Annotated in this window: 21 protein-coding genes; 4 read left to right on the top strand and 17 right to left on the bottom strand. The window is 53.1% G+C overall.

Annotation, left to right across the window (positions count from 1 at the left end; all coding sequences use genetic code 11):
- Positions 1-24: 24 nt before the first annotated feature.
- From GJ688_RS05395 to GJ688_RS05320, 16 genes are all read right to left on the bottom strand, one after another.
- The gene (locus tag GJ688_RS05395) at positions 25-1,092 is read right to left on the bottom strand and encodes a hypothetical protein (RefSeq protein WP_155475525.1); all 1,068 of its coding nucleotides are present in this window, start codon (positions 1,090-1,092) and stop codon (positions 25-27) included.
- Between the two features lie 85 nt (positions 1,093-1,177).
- Positions 1,178-2,854 (bottom strand): ATP-binding protein, encoded by a 1,677-nt coding sequence (locus GJ688_RS05390; protein WP_155475524.1) that lies wholly within the window; start codon positions 2,852-2,854, stop codon positions 1,178-1,180.
- A 125-nt stretch (positions 2,855-2,979) separates the two neighbouring features.
- Complete coding sequence (gyaR, locus tag GJ688_RS05385; RefSeq protein WP_155475523.1) at positions 2,980-3,978, bottom strand: glyoxylate reductase; 999 nt, start codon at positions 3,976-3,978, stop codon at positions 2,980-2,982.
- 164 nt (positions 3,979-4,142) lie between these two features.
- Positions 4,143-4,292: a hypothetical protein gene (locus GJ688_RS05380; protein WP_155475522.1), complete on the bottom strand. Its 150-nt coding sequence runs from the start codon at positions 4,290-4,292 to the stop codon at positions 4,143-4,145.
- 44 nt (positions 4,293-4,336) lie between these two features.
- Positions 4,337-5,158, bottom strand: coding sequence for a methyl-accepting chemotaxis protein (locus tag GJ688_RS05375; RefSeq protein WP_170291696.1), 822 nt, complete (start codon positions 5,156-5,158; stop codon positions 4,337-4,339).
- A 192-nt stretch (positions 5,159-5,350) separates the two neighbouring features.
- Positions 5,351-5,647, bottom strand: coding sequence for a MoaD/ThiS family protein (locus tag GJ688_RS05370; protein ID WP_155475520.1), 297 nt, complete (start codon positions 5,645-5,647; stop codon positions 5,351-5,353).
- 53 nt (positions 5,648-5,700) lie between these two features.
- On the bottom strand, positions 5,701-7,497 hold the full coding sequence (locus tag GJ688_RS05365; RefSeq protein WP_155475519.1) for an aldehyde ferredoxin oxidoreductase family protein: 1,797 nt from the start codon (positions 7,495-7,497) through the stop codon (positions 5,701-5,703).
- A gap of 409 nt (positions 7,498-7,906) precedes the next feature.
- Positions 7,907-8,665: a 2Fe-2S iron-sulfur cluster-binding protein gene (locus GJ688_RS05360; protein ID WP_155475518.1), complete on the bottom strand. Its 759-nt coding sequence runs from the start codon at positions 8,663-8,665 to the stop codon at positions 7,907-7,909.
- A gap of 11 nt (positions 8,666-8,676) precedes the next feature.
- Positions 8,677-10,506, bottom strand: a complete 1,830-nt coding sequence (locus GJ688_RS05355) for an NADH-quinone oxidoreductase subunit NuoF (protein WP_155475642.1) — start codon at positions 10,504-10,506, stop codon at positions 8,677-8,679.
- A 22-nt stretch (positions 10,507-10,528) separates the two neighbouring features.
- Positions 10,529-11,062, bottom strand: a complete 534-nt coding sequence (gene nuoE, locus GJ688_RS05350) for an NADH-quinone oxidoreductase subunit NuoE (RefSeq protein ID WP_328597319.1) — start codon at positions 11,060-11,062, stop codon at positions 10,529-10,531.
- 40 nt (positions 11,063-11,102) lie between these two features.
- Positions 11,103-11,366 carry a MoaD/ThiS family protein gene (locus GJ688_RS05345; RefSeq protein ID WP_328597323.1) on the bottom strand — a complete coding sequence of 88 codons (264 nt, stop codon included), beginning with the start codon at positions 11,364-11,366 and terminating at the stop codon, positions 11,103-11,105.
- A 141-nt stretch (positions 11,367-11,507) separates the two neighbouring features.
- The gene (locus tag GJ688_RS05340; protein ID WP_155475516.1) at positions 11,508-13,313 is read right to left on the bottom strand and encodes an aldehyde ferredoxin oxidoreductase family protein; all 1,806 of its coding nucleotides are present in this window, start codon (positions 13,311-13,313) and stop codon (positions 11,508-11,510) included.
- Positions 13,313-13,792 (bottom strand): 4Fe-4S dicluster domain-containing protein, encoded by a 480-nt coding sequence (locus GJ688_RS05335; RefSeq protein WP_155475515.1) that lies wholly within the window; start codon positions 13,790-13,792, stop codon positions 13,313-13,315. The genes GJ688_RS05340 and GJ688_RS05335 overlap by 1 nt, the downstream gene beginning before the upstream one ends.
- A gap of 405 nt (positions 13,793-14,197) precedes the next feature.
- On the bottom strand, positions 14,198-16,048 hold the full coding sequence (locus GJ688_RS05330; protein ID WP_328597318.1) for an NADH-dependent [FeFe] hydrogenase, group A6: 1,851 nt from the start codon (positions 16,046-16,048) through the stop codon (positions 14,198-14,200).
- A 6-nt stretch (positions 16,049-16,054) separates the two neighbouring features.
- Positions 16,055-17,845, bottom strand: coding sequence for a NuoF family protein (locus GJ688_RS05325; RefSeq protein ID WP_155475514.1), 1,791 nt, complete (start codon positions 17,843-17,845; stop codon positions 16,055-16,057).
- Complete coding sequence (locus tag GJ688_RS05320) at positions 17,832-18,404, bottom strand: NADH-quinone oxidoreductase subunit NuoE family protein (protein ID WP_235910798.1); 573 nt, start codon at positions 18,402-18,404, stop codon at positions 17,832-17,834. Before GJ688_RS05320 ends, GJ688_RS05325 begins: the two co-directional genes overlap by 14 nt.
- A 169-nt stretch (positions 18,405-18,573) precedes the next feature.
- Here GJ688_RS05320 and GJ688_RS05315 point away from each other — a divergent pair, with 169 nt between their 5' ends.
- The 4 genes from GJ688_RS05315 to GJ688_RS05300 all read left to right on the top strand — a co-directional run bounded on the left by GJ688_RS05315 (position 18,574) and on the right by GJ688_RS05300 (position 22,591).
- Complete coding sequence (locus GJ688_RS05315) at positions 18,574-19,323, top strand: copper amine oxidase N-terminal domain-containing protein (protein ID WP_170291694.1); 750 nt, start codon at positions 18,574-18,576, stop codon at positions 19,321-19,323.
- 154 nt (positions 19,324-19,477) lie between these two features.
- Positions 19,478-20,407: a transketolase gene (locus tag GJ688_RS05310; RefSeq protein WP_155475512.1), complete on the top strand. Its 930-nt coding sequence runs from the start codon at positions 19,478-19,480 to the stop codon at positions 20,405-20,407.
- A 52-nt stretch (positions 20,408-20,459) separates the two neighbouring features.
- Positions 20,460-21,467 (top strand): transketolase family protein, encoded by a 1,008-nt coding sequence (locus GJ688_RS05305; RefSeq protein WP_155475511.1) that lies wholly within the window; start codon positions 20,460-20,462, stop codon positions 21,465-21,467.
- Entirely contained in the window at positions 21,467-22,591 is a 1,125-nt protein-coding gene (locus GJ688_RS05300) for a RuBisCO large subunit C-terminal-like domain-containing protein (protein ID WP_155475510.1), read from the top strand. The genes GJ688_RS05305 and GJ688_RS05300 overlap by 1 nt, the downstream gene beginning before the upstream one ends.
- Positions 22,592-22,701: 110 nt before the next feature.
- On the opposite strand, the gene pdxR is transcribed toward GJ688_RS05300, so the two are convergent.
- Positions 22,702-24,219 (bottom strand): MocR-like pyridoxine biosynthesis transcription factor PdxR, encoded by a 1,518-nt coding sequence (gene pdxR / locus GJ688_RS05295; RefSeq protein ID WP_155475509.1) that lies wholly within the window; start codon positions 24,217-24,219, stop codon positions 22,702-22,704.
- Between the last annotated feature and the right edge of the window lie 52 nt (positions 24,220-24,271).

Here is a 24,271-nt window from a genome sequence, read left to right as displayed (position 1 = left end):
GTAGGCATCTCCTTTTTTTATCGATTACCGTAAGTCTATCCCATTTCGAGCCGCCAGCGCCTGCAAGGCGTATTCGCCGGTCGCCATCATCCCTTGTTGCATCATCCGGCCCAGTTCCGGCTTGGTGCAAGGAACGACCCGGCCTTGCGAGGCGAGCGGCTCGACGACGGCCGCCCGGCCTTGGTCGAGGCTGATACCTGCCGTCAAGCCGATAGTATAGTCCGACTTGTCCAGGAACAAGTCATAGCCCTTGATATTCCCTTCCAGCCCGGACAGCACGTCCTGGTTGATGCCCAGTTCTTTCGCAAGGCAGCGAGTGAGCCAGTTGGCAAAGCTGAATTTCAGCGTCCCTTCGATCCGGTCCGCATCAGACAACTCGTCACAGAGGGTTACGTCCAATTTGCCTCGTTGACCGAAAACAAGCTGTTCCCCTTGGGCCGATGGAACGGTAACCCAGGTATGCATCTTGATGTCCGTTAAGAAGGCGTTATAGCGGTTTACTTCGGTAGCCGTCTTCATCTTCAGCATATCGGGATCGCCCGCTTGCAGTTCCCGGAAGATCGACCGAAACACACGGTGGGTAAACTCGTCCGTCTCATACATCTGCAGTTCCAGGGCGTTGTGACCGGCTCTTCCCTTGGTCCCGTAAGGATTGATGTGCAGCACACCCCAGCGGCGGCGGTTTATGTACTCTCCATTCGCTTCTTCCAACCACTCCTGTGCCGCGAGGACCCGGTGTTTGTCAATCCGTTCCACCAAGTCATAAATACCCGAACGCATGGGGATGTCAGAGTAATAGTGAAAACCGTCAAAAGACTTGTCATGATGAAAGACAAAGTTGGGGTTTTTCGCCAACACAGCCGGTTTTAAGTCTTCTGGGAAGTCCACATAAAAATCCCGGTCCGAATGGGCGATCAGGATATCTCCCAATTCATAATGGGGGTCCGCATTGGTCAAGGTCGTCACATTCCATCGCTGTTCGTCCGCCTTTATCTTTCCCAGAAGGGAACCAGGCGCTGCCGACTTTCCTTCCGATTCGGCCTGTGCCGGTTTGGCACTGGCGCCGCCAAAGAGTTTATTAAAAAAACCCATATTGTTCGCCTCACCTCATCATTCATTATACTAAAGCCATACCGAATTTCCACTGGTATTCAACAAACCTCAAAGATATGGAAAATCACAGGGTTTCGCCTCGGCTCCAATGGCCTAAGGCTCGGCGCAGCTCTTCCAGTTTGACGGGTTTGCTGATGTAGTCATCCATACCGGCTTGCAAGCAGCGCTCCCGGTCCCCTTCCATAGCATGGGCTGTCAAAGCGATGATCGGTGTATATCGCCCCATGACGCCTTCGATTCGACGTATGGCTTTGGTCGCTTCAAATCCATCCATCACCGGCATCTGGCAATCCATCAAGATAACCCCATAAGGTTTTGCCGATGCCGCCTTGACTGCTTCCCGGCCATTGACACAGACATCCACATCGCCGAAGCCGATTTTATTCAACTGCATCACCGTCAGCTTGCGGTTGACAGGGCTATCCTCCACAAGCAGTATGGGGACCTTCATTGACTCGCTGACTTCGTCAGCAGCTATGCTATCAGATGCATCCTGAAGCTTAACTTTCGCTTTGATGTCGTCCCTTTCAACTTGCGATTCCTTTGTTGGCACCAAGGGAAGCGCTTCCTCCATCGTCTCGAAGGGAATTAAAAACCAAAATGTCGATCCTTTCCCGACTTCGCTCTGTACACCGACCGTTCCATTCATCAACTCGACAAGCCGCTTCGCAATAGACAACCCCAGCCCGGTTCCACCATAGCGACGGTTCATCGAACTGTCTGCCTGCTGAAACGGTTGAAAAAGATGCTTAATGACCTCTTTAGACATGCCGATTCCCGTATCAGATACTTGAAAGCGCACATAGACCTTCTCCGATTGGACGGCCATCCGTTGCGCTTGTAGCTCCACTTTTCCCTGCTCCGTAAACTTGATGGCATTGTCTAATAGGTTAAAGAGGATCTGCCGTAAACGGACAGGGTCGCCTCGCAGGATACGAGGGATTTGAGGCTCAAAGGATGTATGAAGCTGCAACCCCTTTTCACGGGCCTTGCCCGCTAATGTGGTGGAAGTATTCTGAATGACCCATTCCGCATCGAATTCAACCGTCTCAATAGGCATCTTGCCTGCTTCGATTTTGGAAAAATCCAAAATATCGTTGATGATGGTGAGCAGCAAATGGGCTGAGCTCTGAATCGTCAACGCAAATTCCTTCTGTTCGTCCGTTAACGATGTGTCGAGCATCAGATCGACCATGCCCAAGACACCGTTCATCGGCGTCCGGATTTCATGACTCATGACTGCCAAAAAGTTGCTCTTCGCCCGGTTCGCTTCCTCTGCCGATTCCTTGGCCTTTTTGAGCTCAATCCCGGCATAGACCCGATCCGTCACATCTTCATGGGCCACCACGACTCGCAAAGGTCCGTCCCAGGAAAGACGAGTCACTCGACCGACGAACCACCGCTGCTCCACTGGGGAGTGACAGGGGTATTCTTGGGCGTACTCCTCCAATTGACCTTTCATCACCGCTCGGATACCGGCTCCAAACCGTGCCGCGTCAGAAGCATCGTCCCCATCGGTGGCCTCGCAAACGGCTAAATAATTTAATCCAACACCACTGTCGTCGGGGTCAAATCCATTTTTGAGCGCGAAGTCTCGCCATGCCTGGTTGACAGCGATCACGACGCCAGTCTCGTCAAGGATAGCGATTTGGGTGGTCAGACTGTCTACAACCGAACGGGCGATTTTATCCAGTTCCGATTTCATATTCCCGTCCACGTTGTCAAAGCGTCTCCCCTGCATGGCGGACCCTCCCGTCCCTTTCCCATTTCGGTATTTCGTTAGATTCGACTTAAATCTTCCAAAATCCTCTGATAATGTTCACAAAGAAAAAGCGGCCGAAAAAAACGACCACTTTCCTTAGATACTTATTTGCTTGGTGAGCTATACAAATCCTTGTTGACCAGATTGGGGGGGCGCCGCCCTTCCAACACCGCCTTGATGTTCTCCGCCGCCATCATCCCCATCTTGGTACGCGTCTCAATCGTAGCACTTCCAATATGAGGAGCCACCACCACGTTGGACAACTCCAACAGCGGATCATCCGGTGAAATAGGTTCCTCTTTGAAGACGTCCAGCCCGGCTCCACCAATCGTTCCGTCCTGCAGCGCTGCTGTCAGCGCTTCCTGATCGACGACATTCCCTCGAGACGTGTTGATCAAGATGGCCGTCGGTTTCATCAATTGCAGTTCCTTCGCCCCAATCAGATGATGCGTCTCTGGCATCAGCGGGGTATGCAGGGAGACATAATCAGACTGCTGCAAAAGTTCTTCTAACGAGCAGTATTCCACGCCAAGTTCCGCTTCTGCGGCGGGATTGCGGTGCCTCGACGTATAGAGAATACGCATCCCAAAACCTCGTGCCCGTCGAGCCACAGCTTGTCCGATTCGACCTAAGCCCACGATGCCTAAGGTAGCTCCGCTAACATCATGACCTAGCAGCACCAGCGGATGCCAGGCAATCCAGAAACCATCCCGCGTAAAACGGTCGGCAGCGATCAGATTTCGTGCGGCCGCCATCAACAAGGTAAAAGCCATATCGGCCGTCGTCTCTGTCAGTACATCGGGGGTATTTGTCACAGCAATATTTCTTCTTGTCGCAGCTGCCACATCAATATTGTCGTAACCGACGGCATAGTTGGCGATGACGCGCAGTTTTTTCCCAGCCGCCATCACCTCTTCGTCGATAGGGTCACTGAGCATGCACAATAAGGCATCAGCCTGAGATACATGGTAGAGGAGCTCATGCTTTTCCGGCGCGGGAAAGGCCGGCCACAGATCGACATAAGCGAATTCCTTTAAGCGATCTATTGCCGGTTGGGGCATATCGCGAGTGACAAAGACTCTCGGGCGAACACTGTTGTTCATGAAAAAGCTCCTTTCATCATGGAGGAAAAAGCTAACAATATAGAGATCTTACTGTGAAGTACCGGCGATGTCCAGCCTTTAGAACTGATCCTTCATGAATTTCAAAATAGTAAAGCGGCCAATCCCCTTCGAAGTTTCATCTTCTACAGGGATTGGCCGCGGCTTTAGATATCCACTTGTCTCGATTCTTCAGGATTCACGCCGAATGTTTCTGTCGCGATACCTGCCGCATCATGAGCGTCTTTGATCCGTTTCTCTTGATGGCCCAAGACCACTTCTTTGTCGGCGGCGGAACGTCCAGGCCCCTTTGGCAAGCCTATCACCTCCGCCATTAGGATGCCCGAATTTATATCTATGGTTACAGAGCCGCCTGAGCCATTTCATTCAATTTCACAATGGTCTGTTCGATCCGATTGGCTGCATACTGAATTTCCTGTGACGCTCCTGCAAACTCCTGAGACACGGCCGTCAATTCAGACATCTGTTGTTGGATGGTTAGTACAGATACTTGTAAACTGCTTAGGACCGCTTTGACTTTATCTGTCGAGGACGTGCTAAAATCAGCCAAACGACCGATTTCTTTTGCCACTACGGCAAATCCCCGTCCTGCTTCCCCGGCCCGAGCCGCTTCAATCGATGCGTTGAAACCCAATAATTTTGTTTGACCGCCCACTTTGTTGACGTACTCGATTACTTCATCGGTCTGTTTGCACTGGTGTAAGGCTTGACAAGCCTGTTCGGATGCTCCCCCAACCGAGGCGGCCAATTCTTGCGAACTAGCGGACATGTTCTCCAACGAATCGGTAATGTGCTTCATTTGGACGACCAAGTTACGTGCAATCTCTTCGATCATCTTTTCCGTCTCGACAGGAATACTGACGCCGATAACACCAACCGTTTGACCGTCTGCATGCAACGGTATGGCATAAGCCAAATAAGGCACTCCGTATATTTCGGGGCCTACTTCAGTAACCTGTTCTATCCCCTCCTGGACAGCCCGGTAGGTCGCTGTGCCAGGACGCAACGGCACACCTATACTTACCGCTTTTATATCAATCTTCTTTCCAGGTATCTTGAGGATAAACTTTTCTTCGTCAGCTACAGTGATACATGCTTTACCAAAGGAGATCTTGTGCAGATACGGAGCCATTTGTAGCGCATACTGAACAATGCTATGCATCCGCATTCCTCCTGTAGGATAAATGATTAATATAATAATACATCACCCACTCGGTAAATGCGATGATTTTCACAAGCATATTTGGTACCTAGCTAGTCTTTTTTCATTTTGGAATTATCGTTCAAACCTAAAAAAAGATAAAAACGCCACTCTCGAAAATTGTGGCGTTTTTATGATCCTACTTTCCTTATTTTACCCTCCGCCGACCGGGGGGAAGAGTGAGACTGTATCCCCATCAGCCAATTCATGACCAATCTCTTTCGAATGGCCGTTGACCATGCAGATGGCCACCTCTTCTTCCGGAATGTGGATTGCCTGAAGGACTTCCCGAACAGTGCTTCTCACCGGGAACTCCATATGCCGAGTCATAAAGCGCTTGTCTCGAAAAGTGGCAAACAATTTGACGAAGACGGTAATATTCTGTTTCAGGGCCGCCTCATTCAACACAAACTGCTCCGATGTTCCATAGCCGTTCAGATGATCTCCCATAGGGTTTCCCCTCCTTTAGCAAAAGGGGAGGCTCTCATGCCTCCCCCGTGATCTTATTCCAATCCAAGTTCTTTTCGTTTTTCTGCCGTCGGCACTCCATCGGCATCCCAACCGCGGACTTCATAATACTTGGGAAGCAGTTCATCGAGCTTGTGGACCCATCCTTTCGAGGGGCCTTCCGGCAGGGGCTCTTCAAGCAAGCGCTTCGGCAAAGTGTCATCCGCTTTGGTCAGACCGGCCTTCAAGTTGAAGATGCGCTCCAAGTTATAAATGCGATCCCCAGCGGTCAGCACATCTTCCGCCGTCACTTCCACGCCCCAAGCTGCGCTCAGCAGGTCTGCATAGTCACCGGCCCCTAGCGCGAAGGAGGTGAAGAGACACATACCTGATGCATCGATGGAGGCGGTTAGATCTTGGAAGATCTTCGCCCAGAGCGGTTTGCCTTCCAGGGAGAACCGGTCCAGTTTTTCCGGCAGGCCTAAGATTTCCGGTGAAATCAGATAGCCGCGAACATGGCAACCGCCCCGGTTGGATGTGGCGTATTGGACGCCGTGTCCTTGAATGCCCCGTGGATCATAGGCAGGCAGTTCCTGCTTTTTCACGGTCATCGAATACTCGGGGACACCGTACGATTCAGCCAACCGGTAGGAACCTTGGGCTAGTTTGGCCCCGAAGCCTTCGCTGGTACCCATCCTTTTCGTCCACTCGATAATCGCTTCCGCATTGCCCCAAGTCAGTTCCGGACCATCGACTTCTTCTGGTTTGATATACCCCTTTTCAAAGAGCTCCATGGCGCAGGCAATGGTGGCGCCAGCGGTGATCGTATCCAGACCGTATTCGTTGCAGAGATGGTTCGCTTTGATGATCGCTTTCATGTCATTGATGCCGCAGTCGGAACCGTAGCACCAGATCGTTTCATACTCCGGCCCGCCGCCTTCCATCTCATCGGCCTTCGTGTAGCGACCGCAAGCGATGGGACAGCGGTAGCAGGGATCCTTCTTCACTAAGTACTCGGCAGACAAGGTCTCACCGGAAATCGCTTCGGCGTCGGCGAAGACACCTGTTTGGAAGTTGCGGGTAGGCAGCACTCCGCTTTCATTGATGATGTTGACGAGTACGGCCGTGCCATAGGTCGGCAGACCTTGACCGGTGACGCCGTTTTCACGAATCTTCTTCATGGCGTCTTTGACGAAAGCTTTCATCTTTTCTTCGTCGGCGATCTTCACCTTGCCAGAGCCACGAACGACGATAGCTTTCACATTTTTGGAACCGACAACGGCACCTACGCCGGATCGACCAGCGGCACGGTAGCGCTCATTCATGATTGCGGCCATGGGGGAGAGGTTTTCCCCGGCTGGACCGATACAGAGGACCCGAGCTTTGGGATCGCCAAATTCTTCAAGCAGGGTGTCTGTCGTCTCGTTGACTTTCATCCCCCAGAGATGAGCCGCATCCTTAATCTCCACTTGATCGTCTTTGATGCTGATATAGACCGGTTTTTCCGCCTTACCTTCCAGGACGACGATGTCATAGCCGGCGTTTTTCAGTTCCGGTCCCCAGAATCCGCCGGAGTTGGAGGAAGCGATCGTGCCGGTTAAAGGCGATTTGGTAATCACCATATAGCGGCCACCGGTAGGAACCGTTGTCCCGGTCAACGGACCTGTGGTGATGAAGACCTTGTTTTCCGGGCTTAAGGCATCGATTTCAGGGTCAATCTCTTGAGACAGCAGGTAACTGCCCAGCCCACGGCCGCCGATGTACTTTTTCGCCGTTTCTACATCCAGGGGCTCACATTTGACCGTGTTTTCCGTCAGATTGATCCGAAGGACTGTACCTACGTAGGCATTCATGAGAACTCCTCCTTAGAAATATGTACTAGGATGACGTCTTCAGCTTGTTGTTTGAAATCATTCTCACAAATAAGGCTATAGGGGCATGATTCTTAAAACGTTATTGATGGAAAAAGAAAATTCAATCCATTGGATCTTCCATTTAGAATGAGAGTGGATGAAGTTCATCAAGACGATTCCCTTTTGACCTTGAGAAGCAATAATTGAGATTGCACCTTCATTCACCCATATATGTAATTAGGCAAAAACATTAAAATCCCTGCTTCAATACACAAAAGATTATAAATTATCTTAATATATGTTTTTGTATTCATATTATCACTTTGCCTTTTAAACAGAAATAAGTCTTTTTCAGACTAAATATAATCTGAAAAAGACTTTTCTACTGCATGATGATGTTTATGTATATTTAAGAAAAGGCGGTTCGGAAACGATCGGCTGCCGACGCTTTTTTACAGCGCTCACAGCGGACAGTTCCATCGCCAGAGTACTCGATTGGATTCCCTTGCATCTGCTTGCGCAGGTATTCTGCCTGTTCCCGGGTTACGACTGGTTTCCCGCAATCGGGACAGATCAACAACTCGAAAGTCTTGTTCCAGATCTGCCGCGTCCCTGATTTATCCTGAACCTTGATGGCCCCGGTCGGGCAGATGGAGGCACAGGCAGCGCAACCGATACAGTCGGCGGCTGGATCGTCAAACGGTGTGGCAATCTTTTTGGTAACACCTCGGTGAACCGTCGAGATGGCTCCGGCGCCGATCTTCTCACAGGCACTGGCACATAAGCCGCAGAGAATACAGTCAGAGGAGTTTTCTTTTTTAAACCGGTCAGGCTTTTCGAGGCCGTACTCTTGCATCAGCTTTCCGATGGTCTCGTTTTCCGGCGCCCGAGCGGCCAACAGCATGATCAGGGTCTTGCGCATGCGGAGGATTTTCTCGGAAGCTGTGAACACCTCAATCTCGGCGGAGACCGGGTATACGCAGGAGGTGACAACCTTGTGCCAGCCTTTCTCCACCACTTCGACGATACAGAGACGGCAGCTGGCCAGCCCCGGCAGCGCATCATTGTGGCAGAGCGTGGGAATATGGATTCCTTCTCGCCGGGCCACCGTCAATAGATACTCGCCCCGTTCCGCCTCGCAAACTTTTCCGTCGATGACGATTTTCATGATACCACCTCCTAACGAACCTTGACGGCATTACGCTTGCAGCTATCGACACAGTTACCGCAGCGGATGCACTTCTCCTGGTCGATGACATGTCGTTGTTTCGTCGAGCCTGTGATGGCATCGGTGGGACAGTCCCGTCGACAAAGGCCGCAACCGTTACAGAGAGCACCGTCGATCTCAAAGGTGGTCAGTTCCCGGCATACGCCGGCTGGACAGCGCCGTTCCTGGATATGAGCCAAGTATTCCTCCCTAAAGTACCGGATGGTGGTACTCACCGGGTTGGGAGCACTCTTACCTAAGCCACATAAGGCTGCTTCTGCCATCGTCTCCCCGATGTTGAGTAGAAGGTCCAGATCCGATTCTTGCCCCCGTCCTTCACAGATGTCTTCTAGGATCTCTGCCATGCGGCGGATCCCTTCGCGGCAAGGCACACATTTTCCGCACGACTCGTCCGCTAGGAACTGAACGTAGTAGCGGGCGACGTCGACCATACAAGTGCGGTCATCCATGACAATCATCCCGCCCGATCCCATCATGGAACCGGCCTCAGTGAGGCTGTCAAAATCGACGGGCAAATCGAGCAACTCTTCAGGGATACACCCGCCGGAGGGGCCGCCTGTTTGGACAGCTTTGAATTTCCGCCCGCCTAAGATGCCGCCGCCGATATCAAAGATCAGCTCCCGCAAGCGGATGCCCATGGGTACTTCGACGAGTCCCGTATTTTTCACCTTGCCCACTAGAGAGAAGACCTTCGTCCCGGTGCTCTTCTCCGTCCCAATCTGGCGAAACTGGTCCCCGCCCTGTGTAAGGATCACAGGGATGTTGGCCCAGGTCTCGACGTTGTTGAGGACCGTCGGTTGACCCCAGAGGCCTTTTTCCACGGATCGTATGTACTTGGCCCGCGGTTCACCCACTTTTCCTTCGATCGAAGCCATGAGTGCCGTCGATTCGCCGCATACGAAGGCGCCGCCGCCTCGGACGATAGATAAGTCGAAAGAAAAGCTGCTGCCTAAAATATTGCGGCCGAGATAGCCCCGCTCCCGGGCTTGTTCTATCGCCTTCCGGATCGTCTCTACGGCCAGCGCATACTCATCGCGGATGTAGATAAACCCTTCGTTCGCACCGACGGCATAGGCGCCGATGATCATCCCTTCAATGACGCTGTGCGGATCCCCTTCCATGATGCTCCGGTCCATGAAAGCGCCCGGATCACCTTCATCGCCGTTACAGACGACATATTTCGGAGAGTTCTCATAGCTGGCGCATTGTTTCCACTTTCGCCCCGTGGGAAAGCCGGCGCCGCCGCGTCCACGCAGGCCGGAACGGTGCACTTCTTCGATGACAACATCAGGTGTCATTTCTTTTACGGTTTTTTCTAAAGCGCCGTAGCCGCCATGGTCGATATAGTCGTCGATCTGATGGGGATCAATCTCGCCGACATGGCGCAGTGCGATTTTGACTTGCGGGGTGTAGAATTCATTTTCCCGCAGCGTTAGGACCGGCTTGCCTGTTTTTGCGCTGATATGGAGCAGCTTCGGAATCACCTCTCCGCTGCGCAGCGTTTTCTCGACGATGGCTTCCACATCATTTAGGGATACCTTGTAATAGGCGATATCATCGGGAACGATGCGGATCATCGGTCCCTTTTCACAGAGTCCCTGACAGCCTGTCTCTTTGATGAGGGGATGGACCTTAACGTCGAGACCGGCCTCGTCAATTTTCGACCGCAATGCCTTGGCAATCGCCGGACTGTCGTTGGCCAAACAGCCGGGGCCGCAACAGACGAGCACCGTCCGGCAGTCTCTGCGAAGAGTTCCTTCGGACAAATGTGCCTCTCTCATCCTGATGTCTGCCTGGTTAGGGTTACTCATGGGCTACACCTCCTGAACGGTCGCTCTGACCAAAGGCATCGCCGTACTGAGCGATGATCTCCTGCAGTTTGGCCGGGGTGACCTTGCCATAAAAGGTCTCATCGATGACAATGACCGGTGCGATGGCGCAGGCACCGAGGCAGTTGACCATCTCGATGGAAAATTGCCCATCTTCCGTTGTTTCACCAGGCCGAATCTTCAGCAATGTGTATAATTCGTTCGCGAGCATCTGAGAAGAACGGATGTGGCAGGCCGTACCATCACAGATTTTGATGACATGCTTCCCTTTTGGTCGTAAGCTGAGGGCCTTATAAAAAGTGGCTAAGCTGTAGATTTTGCTCAAGGGGAGTTCTAAATAGTCGGCGATCAACTCCATCGACTCCCGAGGGATGAATTGAAATTCCTTTTGAATATCCTGCAGCATAGCCAAAGTGTAACGCTGTTCTTTAGGATAGCCTTCCAAAATCCTGCCGGTGACGGCCACCCGATCCGGTGACCTGTGCTGCATACCGGATGAAAGAGTCACAATGTTCACCTTCTGCTCTGAATTACTCCGTGAATGACCGTTAGCCTCCGGCCACTAACGGGAAGATGGAGATCTCGTCGTCGGGCTGCAGTCGCGCTTGCGGACCGCCCAGATGAGCGATATGGCGCCCATTGACGAGGATGATGACTTGATCGCTCACCGTCCCCTCTTTCAGCAGTTCTTTCTGCATCCGGCGGCCGCAGCGCTGACCGAGGAACAGGATCAGATCTTCCACAGTGGCACAATGATCGACCGTGAGTTCCTTCGCGTTGGCGTACTCACGAAAATAGGCGTAGAAGTTCACCTTCAATAGACTTCACCTTCATCTGATACATCCTGTCTAGCGCCCATAATGAAGAATCTGCAATCGGCCCGCTGGATACGAGCTGGCCGATTGCAGATCGATAGTTCCGACGTGATCCAAAGAGAGCGAGCCTACTCTGCCTTACCCTTCAATGGTGAGCGCCTTTGTTTTTTCCGCGGTCGGAATCCCATCGGCATTCCAACCGCGAAGGGCGTAGTATTCCTCCAGCATCGGTTCCAGTTCTACGACTTTTCCTTTCGCCGGACCATCGGGCAGGGGCTCTTCGAGGAGCCGTTTGGGCAGTGTGTCATCAGCTTTGCTGAATCCGGCTTTCAGGTTGAAGAGCTTTTCCAGGTTCCAGATACGTTCCCCCAATTCCAAAATCGCTTCATCGCTGCAATCCCAGCCTAAGGCGGTGCGAATCTGCGCGGCGATTTCAGGAAGCCCGATTCCTAAGGACGTGAAGAGACAGATACCTGCCGAGTCGATGACTGCCGTCAGGTCTTGAAAAATCTTCAACCAGAAGGCTTTGCCTTCCGTCGTCAGCGGATCGAGCTTTTCGGGGACACCAAGGATCTCCGGCGCGGTCAGATAGCCGCGAACATGGCATCCACCCCGGTTGGAAGTGGCATATTCGAGGCCCATACCTTGAACGCCACGAGGATCGTAGGCAGGGAGCTCCTGCTTTTTCACGGTCATCGATAACTCGGGGCAACCGTAGCTTTCGGCCAGGCGGTAGGAACCTTCGGCCAACTGATCGCCAAAGCCTACCCGCAGGCCCGTCTGACGGGTCAGCTCGACGATCGCGTCCGCGTCACCGAAGACTAGGTCCCGGCCAACCTGCTCCCGGCTCAAGATGCCTTTTTTTATCATCTCCATGGCACAGGCGATCGTCGCACCCATGGTGATCGGATCGAGCCCGAGTTCATTACAGATAAAGTTGGCCTTCGTGATGGCGGCCAAATCGTGGATACCGCAGTTGGCCCCGTAAGACCAGCCTGCTTCGTATTCGGGACCTTCGCCGAATCCTTGGTAAGGGCCGTCGCTGATGCGGGTGACCCGGGCACAGCCGATGGAACAGCCGAAACAGCCCTTGTTGCGGACCAGGTATTTTTCCCGCAGCGTTTCGCCGCCAGTCTCGTCAGCACGATCGAATTTGCCTGAGGCAAAGTTCTTCGTCGGCAGTGCGCCCGATTGGTTGAGCACGTTGACCAAGACTTCTGTGCCATATGTGGGCAGACCCACACCGGTGACTGGATGTGCTTTTAACTTGGTCCGTGCATCCATAGATGCCGCCAAAAAGGCGTCAGGCTGAGCAACAGCGACGGCGCCCGTTCCTCGGACGACGACAGCTTTTAAGTTTTTCGAACCCATGACGGCGCCTAAGCCGGAACGTCCGGCAGCCCGGTGCTTATCGTTCATGATGGTGGCGAACTTGACGAGCCGTTCCCCGGCAGGTCCGATGCAGGCCACCCGGGCGTCCTCTTCGGTTTCTGTGACGAGGAGGTCTGTCGTTTCGTGGACATCTTTTCCCCAGAGGTGAGCTGCGCTGCGTATTTCTACTTGATCGTCATTTATGTAAAGATATACGGGGCCGTCGGCCTTGCCTTCAAAAATGATCCCATCATAGCCAGCGAATTTGAGCTCAGGGCCGAAATGTCCCCCTGAGTTGGATGCACCGATCGTGCCTGTCAACGGGGCTTTCGTGACGACGACATACCGTCCGGAACAAGCGGCAAAGGTGCCTGTCAGCGGACCGGTCATGAAGATGACCTTGTTTTCGGGACTGAAGGGTTCCACCTTCGGGTCTACTTCGTCGATCACATACTTGGTTCCGAGCCCGCGAGCGCCGAGGTACAATTCGGCATCCTTCATGTTGAGTGGCTCTTTCTGAATCGTCTTTTCCGTCAGATTTACCCGCAACAGCGTGCCTTTCCAGCCAAACATTATACGCTCGCCTCCCCGAAGACTTCCTTGAATTTGTCGGCCACAGCCTTCTTCTTGCGCAGGTTGGCCACATTCGCCTCTTTAAACTCAATGGCCCCGGTAGGGCAGACCTTGGCGCAGTTGGAATCGCCGCCGCAAAGATCACACTTGATGATTTTTCGTTCCACAGGATGATAGTTGACATTGCCGAAGGGACAGGCGCTGATACAAAATTTGCAGCCGATACACTTGTTTTCGTCGACGACGACCGTACCTGATGCGTTTTTCGACAAGGCTTCGGACGGGCAGACTTTGCTGCATGCAGCCTCTTCACATTGCATGCACATGACCGGCACAGAAATGGCGGCTTCTTCAAAGGTCAGCACTGACAGGGCCGCTTGTTTGGGGTTAAAGGCACCTTCCCGGTGGAAGGAGCAGATGAGTTCACAGCTTCTGCAGCCCAAACATTTTTCCGGCGAAATCATTAGTACCTTGCTCATGGTAACCTCCTCAGGATTCATGGTTTTGGCACTTCCTGGTGTCCTAAACGCCGAGATTTGTGTATCTGTTTTCTATGTATATTATTTGAAATATTTATGCACAAAATAGAAAAACCCTTCTGTTGAGTTAAACATATTTATTGAATATTTGGCGTGTACGATGATTTGTTTCACCCCTTTTTCTTTCTTTATTTCACAAATAATATGTTTGTTTAAGCATATTTAATCCTGCTCAGATTGTGTTATATGCTTTTTTATGCATATTTATATGAATATAATGTGAGTTTAGTACCAGTTCGACAAAGCGAACAACGAGCACTCCAAACTTTTAACCCCCTACCCTCTGTGCGACACGTTTAAACATGAAGAAGCCCTGAACCTATGTCGATTCAGGACTTCTCAGTCTTACTCCCGTACATTCGGCATATTTCCTCGTGCACGGTAATGGGTATGCAACAATTTCTGAGCGACTTCACTGCCCGGATGTCCCAAGAATTCCTCATACATCCGCTGGATCGTCGGATTTTCATAGCTGTTGCGAAGGTGCTTATTATAGTCGATCTCATACAGGGCATCAGCCCGGTTGTGGCGGTAATCTAAGGAAAGCTTTTTATGATCCCTTCCGGACAGGATCGGTTGGCCACCACCGCCGACACAGCCGCCAGGGCAAGCCATGATTTCCACATAGTCAATCTTTTCGCCGCCCAAGATGGCGTCGAGAATGCGCCGGGCATTGCCGGTCCCATGGGCCACAGCCACATGGATATCCCGCCCGCCGAGCATCACATGGGTCAGCTTTAGGCCCGACTGTCCGCGAATCTCACGAAACTCGACGGTTTGCTCCCGAGTCCGCTTTTCCGGTGCATCGGCCATCTCTTTCCCGCCGTTCATCACCCACCAGGCGGTCCGCAGCGCCGCCTCCATCACACCGCCGGTGGCACCGAAGATCGTGCCTGCCCCTGTATAAGTACCGAGGGGTGCATCGAATTCGTCGTCGGGCAGGTTCGCAAAGTCGATTCCGGCCTGGCGGATCATCCGGGCCAATTCCCGGGTCGTAAGCACATAGTCTATGTCCGGCCGTTCCCCGTCGCCATGCTCGGGACGGGCCGCCTCATACTTCTTGGCAGTACAAGGCATGATGGCTACCGAGATCATCCGCTCCCTGGGAATGCCCCGCTCTTGATAGTGATAATGGCGGCAGAGGGCACCGAACATGGCCATGGGTGACTTACATGTGGATACATAGGGGATAAGTTGTGGATAAAAGTGCTCGCAGAACTTAATCCAGCCGGGGCAGCAGGACGTAAGAAAAGGAAGTTTGTTTTGTTCCAGACGCTCGACAAACTCGTAGGCCTCTTCCATGATGGTCAGGTCAGCCGCAAAGTCGGTGGCAAAGACCTGATCAAAGCCGAGCCGCCGCAAGGCCGTCACCATCTTTCCGGTTACTTTCGTCCCCACGGGCAGGCCAAACTCTTCCCCTAAGGTCACTTGAATGGTCGGAGCTGTCTGGACAACCACATGGTTTTGAGGATCCTCTAAGGCCATCCAAACGGGGTTGATGTTCTCTTTATCGGCGAGGGATGCCGTAGGGCAGGCGATGACACACTGTCCGCACATGATGCATGCCACATCACCCAGATCGCGCATGAACGGCGGCGCGATGACGGTGTCGAAGCCCCGTTTCTGGGCCGAGTAGACGTAACACTCTTGAATCTTGGAACAAATGCTTTCGCAACGGCGGCAGTGGATGCACTTGTTGTAGTCTCGCTGGATGGCTGGATTGTTGTGGTGGATCTCATAGCGCATCGTTTCACCGGTCGGTTCGATATTGCGGATGCCCAGATTGTCGGCCACGTTCTGAAGCTCACAGTTTAAGTTGCGGATGCAGGCGGTGCACTCCCGGTGATGGTTGGAAAGGAGCATCTCGACGATCTTTTTCCGGGCTTTTCGTACTCGTGACGTGTTCGTACGGACTTTCATGCCCTCTTCGACCGGATAGATACAGGCCGCAGGCAGTGACTTTCTCCCCTCCACCTCCACTAAGCAGACCCGACAGGCACCAATCTCATTGATATCTTTGAGATAACAGAGGGTGGGGATGTTGACGCCGATATTGCGGGCTGCCTCCAAAATAGTCGTCCCCTTCTCGATTTCTACCGGCTGCCCGTCGATTTCCAACTTGACTCGCTCGATCTGCTTTTCTGTGTGCTCCTGATCATTCATGGCGAGAATTGGATTTTTCTCATGGTTCTGCAATGTTCATCACCCCCTGGAAAGGGCCTTGTTTTTTCGAGCCATCTTCGGGCGGTGCATGACCTTGCAAACGCCTGCAGGGCAGCGTTTATCTTGAATATGGGCGAGAACCTCGTCCCGGAAATAGTTTAGCGTGCTGATGACCGGATTGGGCGCCGTCTGCCCTAGACCGCAGATGGCACCTTCTTTGATGTCCCGGCTCAATTCTTCGATAATCTCTAGATCCTCCATCTCGCCGCGCCCTTCGGTGATCGCGATGACCTTCTCCAAAAGCCGTTTCGTGCCGATCCGGCAGGGCACACACTTTCCGCAGGATTCATCGACAGAAAACTGCAGGTAAAACCGAGCCATATCGACCATGCAATCCTGCTCATCCATCACGATGATGCCGCCAGAGCCCATCATGGAACCGATTTCGTGGAGGCTGTCAAAATCGATGGGGGTGTCAAGATGCGCTTCTGGCAGAATGCCCCCGGTTGGCCCTCCCATTTGTACCGCCTTAAACTTGCGCCCCTGTGGAATGCCCCCGCCGATGTCATAGATGATCCTTCTCAAGGTAGTCCCCATGGGCACCTCAATCAGTCCTGTATTGTTCACCTTGCCGGCAATGGAAAAGACCTTCGTCCCTTTGCTGCGTTCCGTCCCCATGGTGGCAAACCACTCCGGTCCCCGCAAGATAATCTGGGGAATGTTGGCGTAGGTCTCCACGTTATTCAGAAGGGTCGGTCGATCCCACAGTCCTGACACGGCCGGGTAGGGCGGACGAGGACGAGGTTCGCCCCTCCGGCCTGTCACTGACCGAAGCAGGGCCGTTTCTTCGCCGCAGACGAAAGCACCAGCACCAAGGCGAAGTTCCAGATCAAAATCAAAGCCGCTGCCGAGGATGTTTTTGCCAAGCAACCCGGCAGCTTTGGCCTGGCCGATGGCGGTCTCGAGCCGGTGGACGGCCAGCGTATAATCGGCCCGCACATACAGATATCCTAAATGAGCAGCGACGGCATACCCGGCGATGACCATCGCCTCGATGATCCCGTGAGGATCCCCTTCCATGAGGCTTCGATCCATAAAGGCCCCCGGATCACCTTCATCGCCATTGCAGACGATATACTTTTTTTCGTCCTTCACTCCTGCCGTGAAGGACCACTTCTTTCCCGAGGGAAAGCCGGCGCCGCCTCGTCCTCGGATCTGAGAGGCCTCTACCGTCTCAACGACCTGCTGCGGGGACATGCTCATCAACGCTTTCGCCAAGGCAAAATACCCGTCATGAGCGATGTATTCATGGATATCTTCCGGGTCGATGAGGCCGCAATTGCGAAGAGCTACCCGAACCTGACCACGAAAAAAATCGTTTTCGTCCAACCTCTTAATGGGCTGTCCCGTAGAGGAGCTACGGTACAAAAGACGTTCGACCAGATTCCCTTGCTCGAGATGGTCGTCGCAAATCTCCGGGAGGTCCTCTGGCTTGACGCGGCAGTATAAGATCCCTTCGGGGTGAATGATGACGACGGGACCTAAATCGCAAAAGCCAAAACACCCTGTCATCCCCACATGGACCTGATCGCTCCAGCCTCGCCGTTCAATCTCTTTTTCGAACGCGGCTTGCAGTGTCTCACTGTGACCGGTCATACAGCTTGTCCCTCGGCAGAAGAGAATTTGGCGAGGGAACGATATGTTTTCGTCTGCCTTTTTGTCCGGAGTTTCATTTGTAAGGCGATGCGCGAGTACCGGGCGGTAGCGTTCTTTAATTTTCTCTAGGTCTTCGACGGACCGAATCGGCCCGATAGCGTTACGATTTACCATTAAGATTTTCCTCTTCTGCAGCCCTGTTTCTGTATTTCGCCAGGATAAAGGGGACATCTTCCGCTTTGACACGGCTGTATATTTCATCGTTTATCGCCATGACCGGCGCCATCCCGCAAGCACCGACACAGCGACTGCTCGTCAAAGAAAAAAGACCGTCTTTCGTCGTCTCCGTCACGTCGATGGACAGTTCTTTTTTCAGGGCCTTGACAATATCCTGTGCTCCTTTGACATAGCAGGTCGTACCTAAACAAACTCCGATGGTATACTTCCCTTTCGGACGGGTGGAGAAAGTACTGTAAAAACTGACCACCCCGGCAACCTCACTGATCGGGATGGACATGCGATCGGCCACGTAAACTTGAACTCCTTCCGGAATGTAATCGAAAATCTCCTGGGCTTTCTGCAGCACACGAACAAGTTGACCAGGCTTGTCCCGGAATTCTTCCAATGCCTGATCGAGCCTTGCTTTTTTGTCTTTGTCCTTGATGAGTTCTGCCGTATCGATATGGGGGGCGTCCCAACGGTCAGCGGCCATATATCGTTTTACCTTATCCATAGGGCCTCCCGGTATAGCAAGGTTCTTACACTGACAGATTCCAGCTTTTTTACCGCTAAACTTCTCATGGTAGGATACCCAAGATCTGTTTTTCTATGTCCCTACACCCTCTACGGTGACGGCTCATATGCAATAGAGTTGGATGAATTTCATGAGGGGGCCTGGGAAGATGAAGAGATGGACCCTGCCATTGGCTGCGCTGCTGACCGCTGCGATGCTTCTGTTCCTCGTCTCGCCTGTTTTCGCCAATACCATCAAGCTCATCGTTGACGGTACCTATGTTCAAAGCGATGTAGCACCGTTGTTGGTCAACAACCGTGCACTCGTCCCTATCCGGGTTGTCAGCGAGCGTCTAGGTGCCCATGTGGATTGGGACCCGAACACGTCTACAGCGACCATACAATCGGGCAACCGGGTCATCTACCTCACAGCCGGGAGCTCCACTGCCGACATTGATGGAAAAACAGTCTATCTCGATCCACCGCCGCAGCTCATGGAGGGACGCCTGATGGTTCCGCTCCGCTTTATTTCAGAATCTCTGGGCAAGAACGTCTACTATGATGCGACTTTTCTCGATGAACCGACCGTTTGGGTCTCTACAGAAAATCTATTATCTCTAGATGATGTGAACGTGAACGATGGCAATTACATCGAATACACGGAAGAGGCCAGCGGACTCCCCTATTATGTTATGAAATCAGAGGGCATGACGAAGCGCGGTATCCGCATCGGCGATCCGATTTCGACCGTCAAAGAACGCTACGGCATTCCCCAGCGTGATACTTTTGACTCCTCGACAAAAAAGAATATTGTCGAGTACACCACCTTGTTCTTGCCGCAATCCGGTTATAGCTACTGGTTAGTATTTGAGCATCAGAACGGTACCGTAGAGCGAGTCGTCGTCTATCCACCAAACTAATAAGTTGATGCAAAAGGGACATCACTGCGGCGATGTCCCTTTTGCTTGTTTTCGCTTAACAGTCTCCATAAAATGAGATACACTTATCCTGATAAATCGCCCCAACCGAAAACCGATGTACGATTTCGTCATAAAAAAGGAGTTTATCGCGTTTATGGACAATCAATCGCAACCGAACTGCCCTTCCTGGCACGATGATGTCCGCCGGGTGGCGCAAGGCATCCGCCGGCGCGTGCTGGAACACACCGTCAAAAACAACGGCGGCTATCTCAGCCAAGCCTGCTCGTCTGCTGAGATGCTCGCCACACTATATCTGAAAGTGATGAACGTAGGACCTGTCGAGCGTCCTCTTGTTCCACCGCCCTTTCCGGGCGTGCCCGGTCCGAACAACCCGAACAGTTTTACTGGTGCTATCTTCAACGGACCGAAAGCACCTCACTTGGATCGCTTCATCCTTTCACCGGCCCAGTATGCGCTCGTCGTTTATGCAGCCTTGATCGAACTGGGCCGCATGGATCCGGAAGGATTGAACCAGTTCAACAAAGATGGCAGCACCGTTGAGATGATCGGTGCCGAACACTCTCCGGGCATGGAAGTGATGACCGGTTCCCTCGGGCAAGGCTTAAGTCAAGCGGCAGGCATCGCCATGGCCCGCAAACTGCGCGGGGAAACCGGCCGGGTTTGGGTATTCATGTCGGATGGCGAACTCCAGTCGGGCCAAAACTGGGAAGCCCTGCAAGCCATGTCCCACCATAAACTCGACAACATGGGCATCTATGTCGATGTGAATAAGCAACAATGCGACGGACCTATCTGTTCCGTCATGAATATGGACCCCCTGGCTGAACGGCTAGCCTCTTTCGGGGCACGGGTGATTGAGGTCAACGGACACGACCTTGACGCTTTGGCAGCACCGGCCGAACTGGAGCGGGACGGCCGGCCCCTCGTCGTTCTCGCCGATACGGATCCCTGTGCCGGAATGCCGATTCTCCAATCGCGAATCCCGAAGCTCCATTATGTTCGTTTTGTCAACGAGGACGAACGAAACCGCTATCAAGCCTTCTTAGCGGATTTTTGCGGATAATCGCGTCGATATGTGAAGTTGATTTGTAAAGTACACGATGAGGAGTACCGAAATGGAGATATTGTCAAAAGTACACGCCAAAAACCTCGTCCAGTGGGCGAAAGATAAGCCGGAGGTGCTCGTCCTTTCGGCCGATCTGACGAGCTCCACCGAAATCGACCTGTTCCGGGATACCTACCCCGACCGGTTTCTCTCGATGGGCATCGCTGAACAGAACATGCTGAGCTTTGCCGGCGGCCTCGCTCGGGAGGGCTTTTTTCCCTTCATCCATACCTTTGCCGTCTTTATCTACCGGCGCGCCTTCGATCAGATCGCTATGTCTGTGGCCTACCCGAACGTACCTGTTCGGATGTTCGGCTTTCTGCCAGGCATCATGACTCCCGGCGGCGCCACCCATCAGGCGATTGAAGACATCGCCGTCATGCGCGCCCTGCCCAACATGACGATCTTTGAATGCGGTGATGCCACCGATGTGGAATCGGTACTTGACGTGGCCCATGCTGTCAACGGCCCCGTCTATGTGCGCATGCTCCGTGGAGAGATTCCCCGTCTGTTCCACCCTTCCGACAAAATGCAGTTCGGCAAGGCCCGGGTCATCCAAGAAGGCACCGATATCACCTTGCTCACGACAGGCATCTGTACCGAAGAAGCCATGCGGGCGGTGCAGGTCCTGCAAAAGCGAGGGCTCTCGATCCAGCATATGCATGTGACGACCTTAAAACCCTTCGATGACCCCTCGGTGCTGGAAGCAGCGGCAAAGGCAAAGTACGGTGTCATCACGATGGAAAACCACTCCATCATCGGTGGTCTCGGAACCATCGTCGCCGAGGTGATGGCCGAAGCCGGGTTAGGCAAAAAACTCGTCCGCATCGGCCTAAAAGACACCTTCGTCCACGGCGCCAGCAAGCCTTATCTGATGCGTGAATACGGCATCGACGCCATGGCGCTCATCGCTGAAGTGGAGCGCCTCGTCGATGACCGCTTTGGCATCGTAGAAAGCGAACTGGCCCAAACCTACCTCGCCCCGGTGCACAGCCTGGCCAAAGCGGAGGCGTTGTAATGATTTCTGGAGAACGTTTTTCCGTCATTTACCGCCTGGTAGGATCAGAAAAAGAGGCCATCAAAAAGGCACTCGATATTTGCCTCGAGCAGACTGTCGAATTCCCGGAAGAACTGGTGCCTCGCGGCATGATCCGGGACCATGTGGTGGGGCGTATTGAGTCGGTAACGCCTATTAGCCAAGCCTCCTGTCGGGTCACTATCAGTTATGCCGTGGAAACAGCCTCTGGAGAATTGACGCAGCTGCTTAACGTGATTTTCGGGAACATCAGTATTAAACCGGGTATTGTCGTCGAAGAGATTTACCTTCCCGAATCACTGCTGAAATCCTTTCGCGGCCCTCGCTTTGGACGGCAAGGCCTGCGAAAGTTGCTCGGTGTTCCTCACCGTCCACTCTTGTTTACGGCGCTGAAACCGATGGGTCTTTCCACCGCCGAGTTGGCTAAAATGGCATACGAGTGTGCCCTTGGTGGCATCGACATCATCAAAGATGATCACGGCCTGACGAACCAGGTCTTCGCCCCTTACGAAGAGCGGGTGCGCCTTTGTACCCAAGCGGTAGCCAAAGCCAATCAGGAGACTGGCTTTAAGGCCATCTACGTTCCCAACGTGACGGCTCCCTATAATCAGTTGTTCCAGCGAGCCCGCTTTGCCAAAGAGGTGGGCGCTCAAGGGCTCATGATCTCGCCGGCCTTGGCTGGCCTGGACACCATGCGGGAACTGGCCGATGATGACAGCTTAGCGCTGCCCATCTTCAGCCATCCGGCCTTCCAAGGCAGCTATGTTACCTCTGCCGAAAACGGCATTTCCCACTTCGCCCTCTTCGGTCAAATCACTCGCCTCGCCGGAGCCGATGGCGTCGTTTATCCCAACTTTGGCGGCCGCTTCTCCTTTAGCCGGGAGGAATGCCGGCGGATCGCCGAAGGAACCGAAACACCGATGGGACATATCCAACCGATCTTCCCCTGCCCTGGCGGCGGGATGAGCCTCGAAGCCATCCCGGACATGCTCCAAGTGTACGGACGAGATGTCACTTTCCTCATCGGCGGCGGCCTCTTCCGCCATGGTCCAGACCTGGTTGAGAACTGCCGTTATTTCCGAGAGATGGTTGAAAAGATGGTTTAATTGGAATGCCCCTGCAGTCTCCGAATAATTCGGTTACGTGCAGGGGCATTTTTTGTCATTAATTCTTACTCGCTGATCAGGTGTTTTGAATCAGGTGTGCTGTTGAGGCTCTAAATAATCGGATGAACTGAAAAGCTATGTAAGGACGATCGTTTTCCACTAGCCATGCGTCGAAGCGTATCCCCGAGCCGTCTCGCCCCCTCTTGAAGTACCTCCTCCGGGTGGGTCGTGAAACAAAGACGAAATTCCTTTTCTCCGACCGGGGTCGTATAAAAGACACCACCGGGGACGAAAGAAACGCCCGATTTGATCGCCTCGTGCAATAGATCCCGGGAATGGACGTCCCCTTCGATTTGACACCAGAGATAAAACCCGCCGTCAGGTACGTGGAAGGTCAACTGCTCCCCTGCATATCGCCGCAACGCTTTAGCCATCACGTCGCGGCGATGTTTATATTCTTTTCGCACCTTCACCAGATGACTCGGCAGTTCGTCGCTTTCTAAGTACAGATGCAACAGCCACTGGCTCACATTGCTCGTGTGCAGATCGATATACTGCTTTTCCAAAGCGAGCCGGCTGATCAGTGTCGGTGCAGCCGCTACATAACCCATACGGAGGCCCGGAAAGAGAATCTTCGAAAAGGTATTGAGATAGATTACCCCGCCGTAGCCGTCCCTCGCTTTCATCGATAAGGGCGGCTTTTCTCCAAAATGCAACTCGCCGTAGGCGTCGTCTTCCACGATCACCAGGCGATAGCGTGCCGCTAGTTCCAACAGGTCCACCCGTTCCTGTTCCGTCATGACCCGGCCGGTAGGGTTATGGAAGGTGGGATTGATATACAGAAACTTCGGTCGGTAGCGAATGAGGTAGTCCTCTAGCAGTGGCAGGGACATGACTTCACCAACGGGCAACGTCAAGATGCGAGCTCCGGCCCCTTGAAAGACCTGAATCGCACCGATAAAGGTGGGCGCTTCCACAACGACATAATCTCCCGGTTCCAGCATCACCCGGGCCAGCAGATAGAGCCCGTTTTGAGAACCGGCAAAGGTCATCACCTGATCGGCTGTCGCCTTAATCCCCTTTTCGGCCAGGTGTTTAACCAGGGAATGACGCAGGGGTTCGTATCCTTCCGTCGGGATGTGACCGAAATCGGACCTTTCCATCTGATCCATATGCTGTTCCATCAAAGACTTCATGCTCTCGATGGGAAACGTCGCCGGATCGGCCATACCGGCAGCCAACGAGATATTGTCCCGGTCCATTCGTGCCGACACTAAATCGCGTAAGATCGTGGACATGGCCGACGGCGGCGCGGCGGCAAAAAGTTCTGTCCAGGGTATATCGCTGGTCGCTCCTGAATTCGCCACGGCGTGTCGCTCCACATAGGTACCGCTCCCCACCCGGGTTTTTATCCATCCCTCTTGCTCTAGGCAGCGGTAGGCATTGATAGCGGTCGTGCGACTCACATCGAAAATATCGGCCAGTTCTCGCTCCGGCGGCAGTTTGGCACCGGGCGGCAGAACGTGATGGAGAATTTTCTGAATCACCATATCGGCAATCTGCCGGTACAGTGGCTTCCTCGAACAAGGATCCAATTTCACGTCAGCAAAACAATTGGATGCATCCATTTGCTCCGTTTACTCCTTTTAATATCCAATTTACTCGCTTCATCAGTGAATT

This window comes from Heliobacterium mobile, from assembly GCF_009720735.1.
In the GTDB taxonomy this organism is placed as follows: Bacteria; Bacillota; Desulfitobacteriia; order Heliobacteriales; family Heliobacteriaceae; genus Heliobacterium; species Heliobacterium mobile.
Note: the sequence above shows the minus strand (reverse complement) of the source record. Positions and strands in the feature narration are given on the sequence as shown.

Coding starts and splice junctions, on each gene's coding strand:
- GJ688_RS05340 (WP_155475516.1), bottom strand. CDS start 13,313: ATGTTTGGCTGGAAAGGCACGCTGTTGCGGGTAAATCTGACGGAAAAG.
- GJ688_RS05360 (WP_155475518.1), bottom strand. CDS start 8,665: ATGAAAATCGTCATCGACGGAAAAGTTTGCGAGGCGGAACGGGGCGAG.
- GJ688_RS05355 (WP_155475642.1), bottom strand. CDS start 10,506: ATGAGAGAGGCACATTTGTCCGAAGGAACTCTTCGCAGAGACTGCCGG.
- GJ688_RS05325 (WP_155475514.1), bottom strand. CDS start 17,845: ATGGTAAATCGTAACGCTATCGGGCCGATTCGGTCCGTCGAAGACCTA.
- GJ688_RS05395 (WP_155475525.1), bottom strand. CDS start 1,092: ATGGGTTTTTTTAATAAACTCTTTGGCGGCGCCAGTGCCAAACCGGCA.
- GJ688_RS05300 (WP_155475510.1), top strand. CDS start 21,467: ATGATTTCTGGAGAACGTTTTTCCGTCATTTACCGCCTGGTAGGATCA.
- pdxR (WP_155475509.1), bottom strand. CDS start 24,219: ATGGATGCATCCAATTGTTTTGCTGACGTGAAATTGGATCCTTGTTCG.
- GJ688_RS05305 (WP_155475511.1), top strand. CDS start 20,460: ATGGAGATATTGTCAAAAGTACACGCCAAAAACCTCGTCCAGTGGGCG.
- GJ688_RS05370 (WP_155475520.1), bottom strand. CDS start 5,647: ATGGGAGATCATCTGAACGGCTATGGAACATCGGAGCAGTTTGTGTTG.
- GJ688_RS05390 (WP_155475524.1), bottom strand. CDS start 2,854: ATGCAGGGGAGACGCTTTGACAACGTGGACGGGAATATGAAATCGGAA.
- GJ688_RS05335 (WP_155475515.1), bottom strand. CDS start 13,792: ATGAGCAAGGTACTAATGATTTCGCCGGAAAAATGTTTGGGCTGCAGA.
- GJ688_RS05315 (WP_170291694.1), top strand. CDS start 18,574: ATGAAGAGATGGACCCTGCCATTGGCTGCGCTGCTGACCGCTGCGATG.
- GJ688_RS05310 (WP_155475512.1), top strand. CDS start 19,478: ATGGACAATCAATCGCAACCGAACTGCCCTTCCTGGCACGATGATGTC.
- GJ688_RS05365 (WP_155475519.1), bottom strand. CDS start 7,497: ATGAATGCCTACGTAGGTACAGTCCTTCGGATCAATCTGACGGAAAAC.
- GJ688_RS05375 (WP_170291696.1), bottom strand. CDS start 5,158: ATGCATAGCATTGTTCAGTATGCGCTACAAATGGCTCCGTATCTGCAC.
- gyaR (WP_155475523.1), bottom strand. CDS start 3,978: ATGAACAACAGTGTTCGCCCGAGAGTCTTTGTCACTCGCGATATGCCC.
- GJ688_RS05320 (WP_235910798.1), bottom strand. CDS start 18,404: ATGGATAAGGTAAAACGATATATGGCCGCTGACCGTTGGGACGCCCCC.